This is a genomic window from bacterium (genome assembly GCA_024224155.1).
Taxonomy (GTDB): domain Bacteria; phylum Acidobacteriota; class Thermoanaerobaculia; order Multivoradales; family JAHEKO01; genus CALZIK01.
In genome coordinates, this window is record JAAENP010000557.1 from 1 (window position 1) to 3,440 (window position 3,440).

4 protein-coding genes are annotated in these 3,440 nt (G+C 64.8%); 1 reads left to right on the forward strand and 3 read right to left on the reverse strand.

Annotated elements, in window-relative coordinates; translation table 11 throughout:
* The 3 genes from GY769_25580 to GY769_25590 all read right to left on the reverse strand — a co-directional run.
* Window positions 1–364, reverse strand: a 364-nt coding sequence (locus GY769_25580) for a hypothetical protein (protein MCP4205296.1), incomplete at its 3' end; no start/stop codon positions are given.
* A gap of 676 nt (window positions 365–1,040) precedes the next feature.
* Window positions 1,041–1,811, reverse strand: coding sequence for a DUF1670 domain-containing protein (locus GY769_25585; protein ID MCP4205297.1), 771 nt, complete (start codon window positions 1,809–1,811; stop codon window positions 1,041–1,043).
* On the reverse strand, window positions 1,804–2,649 hold the full coding sequence (locus GY769_25590; protein MCP4205298.1) for a DUF1670 domain-containing protein: 846 nt from the start codon (window positions 2,647–2,649) through the stop codon (window positions 1,804–1,806). The genes GY769_25585 and GY769_25590 overlap by 8 nt, the downstream gene beginning before the upstream one ends.
* Window positions 2,650–2,762: 113 nt before the next feature.
* On the opposite strand from GY769_25590, the gene tnpA reads away from it, so the two are divergent.
* Window positions 2,763–3,215 (forward strand): IS200/IS605 family transposase, encoded by a 453-nt coding sequence (tnpA, locus tag GY769_25595; GenBank protein ID MCP4205299.1) that lies wholly within the window; start codon window positions 2,763–2,765, stop codon window positions 3,213–3,215.
* Window positions 3,216–3,440: the final 225 nt, after the last annotated feature.

The window sequence follows — 3,440 nt, forward strand, 5'->3', positions numbered from 1 at the left end:
CCATCACCATCGGCCCCTCGCCCCAGCGCCAGTAGGTTGGCATGGGGGCCGCGAAGTCGATCGCGGTCAGCGCCACGGCGACGCCGACCGTCAGCCAGCCGTAGAAGGCCAGCAGGTCGGCGTAGCGCTTGACGTCCCGCGCCAGGTAGATCGCCAGGAAGCCGTTCAGGGCGTAGAGCGCCGACAGTGAGCGCGTCAGGTACTCCATCAGCGGCGAGCGGTGAAAAGGTCCCAGCCCCAGCCAGTCGTTGGTCCATTCCATCCAGTCGGTGGGCATCGCCATCGGGAACACCGCGGTGGCGGCGAGGCCGCCGCCGACGAGCAGGATCCATTTCAGGATCGTCTGAGCCTTCTCGGGTCTCATGCGGACCATCATACGCCATCCGGGCCAAATGTCCTCGCCCCGAAGATCTGGACATATGTCACCCAGGAGGGCGGATTTCGGGGTTGAGTCAGGTGTGGCTGCAATCGATCGGATCACTCTAGTGCATTCGAGTGGGTGCGTCTCGTGGAGCGTCGCGGTGGGCCACGGTCCGTGCTGGCGCAAGACCGCCGGCGATTCGAGTGGCGCATGGAGCTGCGACGGCGGAAGCGGAGGCAGATTTCACCTAGGGCGCGCCAGGAGGCGATCTCGGTGGCCGCAAGGCTGGTGCCCGCGATTACCGCCCGTGGTAGTTGCGTCGGGGGAGAAGCCTTCGGATCGATCTCGTGGGCGCATCTCGTGGAACGGCGGTACCCTGCAACGGTCGGTGCTGGCGCGCTCACTGCGGGTTTCGAGTGGGCGCGTCTCGTGGAACGGCGGTGCCCTGCAACGGTCAGTGCTGGCGCGTTCACTACGGAGGTCGATGCATCTCGTGGACGGCTCGAGTGGACACGGCGTGCTCCCCGAGCACAGTCGGCGCAAGACCGACCGACCGGAATCGTCGGTATACGCAACTCGGTCTGAGAAGCGGCTTGCGCCGCGACGACATCTATCCTCGGGTCACACGCCACATGTTGCGCCGCGCGCCGTAAGCACCGGCTCCGCGCCAACGACCGCTTCATCCTTCGCTCTCCAACTCGCGATCGATCTTCAGATACTCCTCCACCAGAGCGACGCTACAGGCCAAAGTGTGCGCCGTCTCGGCCGGCGACAGCCCCTGGAGGCGGCAGTAGCGCACGCGGTCGTACTGGCCCAGGTAGTGATCCACCGCATCCAGGCTGTGGTAGGTCTCCTGCGCGACCAGGTGCGGCTCTTTGCCCTCGACGTAGCGCTTGCGACAGATCAGGACTTTGTGGGTCAGTCCCGTGCCCACGTCGTGCAGGGTCGCTCGGCGAGGCACCAGTCCCTCAGTCGCACGCTCGTACTCCACCAAGACCTTCGAGATCGATGAGTCATCGACGTTGAGCAGCTCGGCCAAGTCGCAGTTCGACAGCAGCCCGCCCTGCTCATAGGCCTGCTGGCACAGCCGCACGGCCTTCTGCGTCAGCCGTTGATGCCGGCTCATCCTCTCGAGGCGAGCTTCCACATCCTCGGCCGTGCTCACGTCGAGCACCACAGGGACCAACTCGGCATCGGCGATGCGCTGATGCTGGCGCGGCGGCGACTCAGTGTGCACCGCCATCCACACCGTTTGGCCGTGGGCGACGTTCTCGAGCGGCCGCAGGTGTTCGTTCACCACTTCGAGGATCATGTCCGCACACAGGCCGCGGATCCGGCGACCGCCGATGCGAGGGAACTCCCGTTCAATGCGGTGGGCCAGCGCGTTGCGCAGCGTCTTGTCCTTCAGCGGCGCGAACTTCTTGCGCACGTAGTCCGGCCGGCTACCCATCGTCTCCTCCTGCGCCAGCGGCTGGTTTTTTTTCCCATCCACAGCTCCCTAGCCGAAGCAGCTCATCGAGGTGGTACTCGCGGTTGGGATCGGCCTCGCTCTCGGCCAGCAGCTCGAGGTAGCCCTCGATCAGCGTAGGACCGCGACGCAGCAGGAAGGCGATCTCGCCCACGTCCATGCCGCGGCGCTGTAACTGCACACAGCGGGTGAACGTCGAGAGGTAATTCGCCACCGCCTCCGGCGAGTGTCGCAACCGCCGGCAGATCTCAGTGGTCAGGCAACCTTCCAGCGCCAAGCGGACGATCTCCGTACGGTGGCTCAACACCGGGCCGATGTCGTGGACCGTACCGCGCAACGGCACCACCACCCCGCTCTGACGCAGGAAGAGAAGGTCGCGACTAATCGTGCGCGTGGCCACGAAGAAGACCCGACAGGCCAGGTCCTCGCGCGTCAACAGACCGTCCTGGCTCAGCGCTTCCTGGCACAGATCCGGGATCCGGGCGCGGCGGAAGGCCGCGGGCCCATCACGCCGTAACAGCGCGTCGTCCTGCGAACCTCGATGGACACTCAGACACACCGTCTGCTTGCGACAATCGGACAAACGCTTGCCGGCCGGCTCATCGGCGTGGACCACCACCAGAGTCATCTTGCCCGGCGGAAGAGCAGCCTCGGGGGCATCGAAGTACGGAGCATAGACCTCCCGCACGACTTTCAAGACCGCATCCGCCTCGAACGGCGAACAGTCCAATCCATCTCGAGTCTCGGCCACGAACTGTGCGTCAAGGCTCTTGCAGTCCAGCCGGGCCAGAAGCTCCTTCTCGCGTTGGCGAACGCCCATGGGGCACCTCCTTCCAGACAGTGAAAATACTCACCCAATCTAACTTGGGTGACATATGTCAGGAAAGAAGGGGCGGCGGCGGCGGGACCCAAACCGACGGATGACGCGCGATCATGGCCAATACCTACACAAATCTCCTCTTCCACATCGTCTTCAGCACCAAGAACCGCGTTGCCTACCTCGGAAACGCCGTCCGGGAGCCGCTCTACCAATACGTCGGCGGCGTCATCCGCGGCGAAGGCGGAACCCTCCTCGAGATCGGCGGCGTCGCCGACCACGTCCACCTGCTGGCCCGTTTCAAGGCCGCGGTCGCGGTCGCCACGATGGTGAGGCGGATCAAGACCAGCTCCTCGAAATGGATGAACCAACGCCCCGGTGCCGATTTCAAGTTCGCGTGGCAGACCGGCTACGGGGCGTTCTCGGTCAGTGAGTCCCAGGTTGGCCAGCTACGAAGATACATCCAGAACCAGGCCGAGCATCATCGGCGCAGGACGTTTCAGGAAGAGCTGCGCGAGATACTGCACAAGCACAGCATCGAGTTCGATGAGCAGTACCTTTGGGATTGAAGACCCTCCTGGGCGGTACCTCGCCATCGCCCCTAACGGGGCTTGAGATTTTGTTCCGCTCGTGACCTGGGGCTTCGCCCCAGGCTACATGCCGTCGCCCCTACGGGGCGAGGTCGGTGGCGATCGGCGCCTCGGCGGTATACTGCCGCCCGGAGGGCCCCGTCCGATGACGTCCGATCCACGCCAGATCTTCGTCAGCTACAACCGCGACGACCGCGCGTGGGC

Bases quoted from the DNA above. Each gene is read 5' to 3' on its own strand.
- GY769_25585 (MCP4205297.1), bottom strand. From the start codon at position 1,811: ATGGGTAGCCGGCCGGACTACGTGCGCAAGAAGTTCGCGCCGCTGAAG.
- GY769_25590 (MCP4205298.1), bottom strand. From the start codon at position 2,649: ATGGGCGTTCGCCAACGCGAGAAGGAGCTTCTGGCCCGGCTGGACTGC.
- tnpA (MCP4205299.1), top strand. From the start codon at position 2,763: ATGGCCAATACCTACACAAATCTCCTCTTCCACATCGTCTTCAGCACC.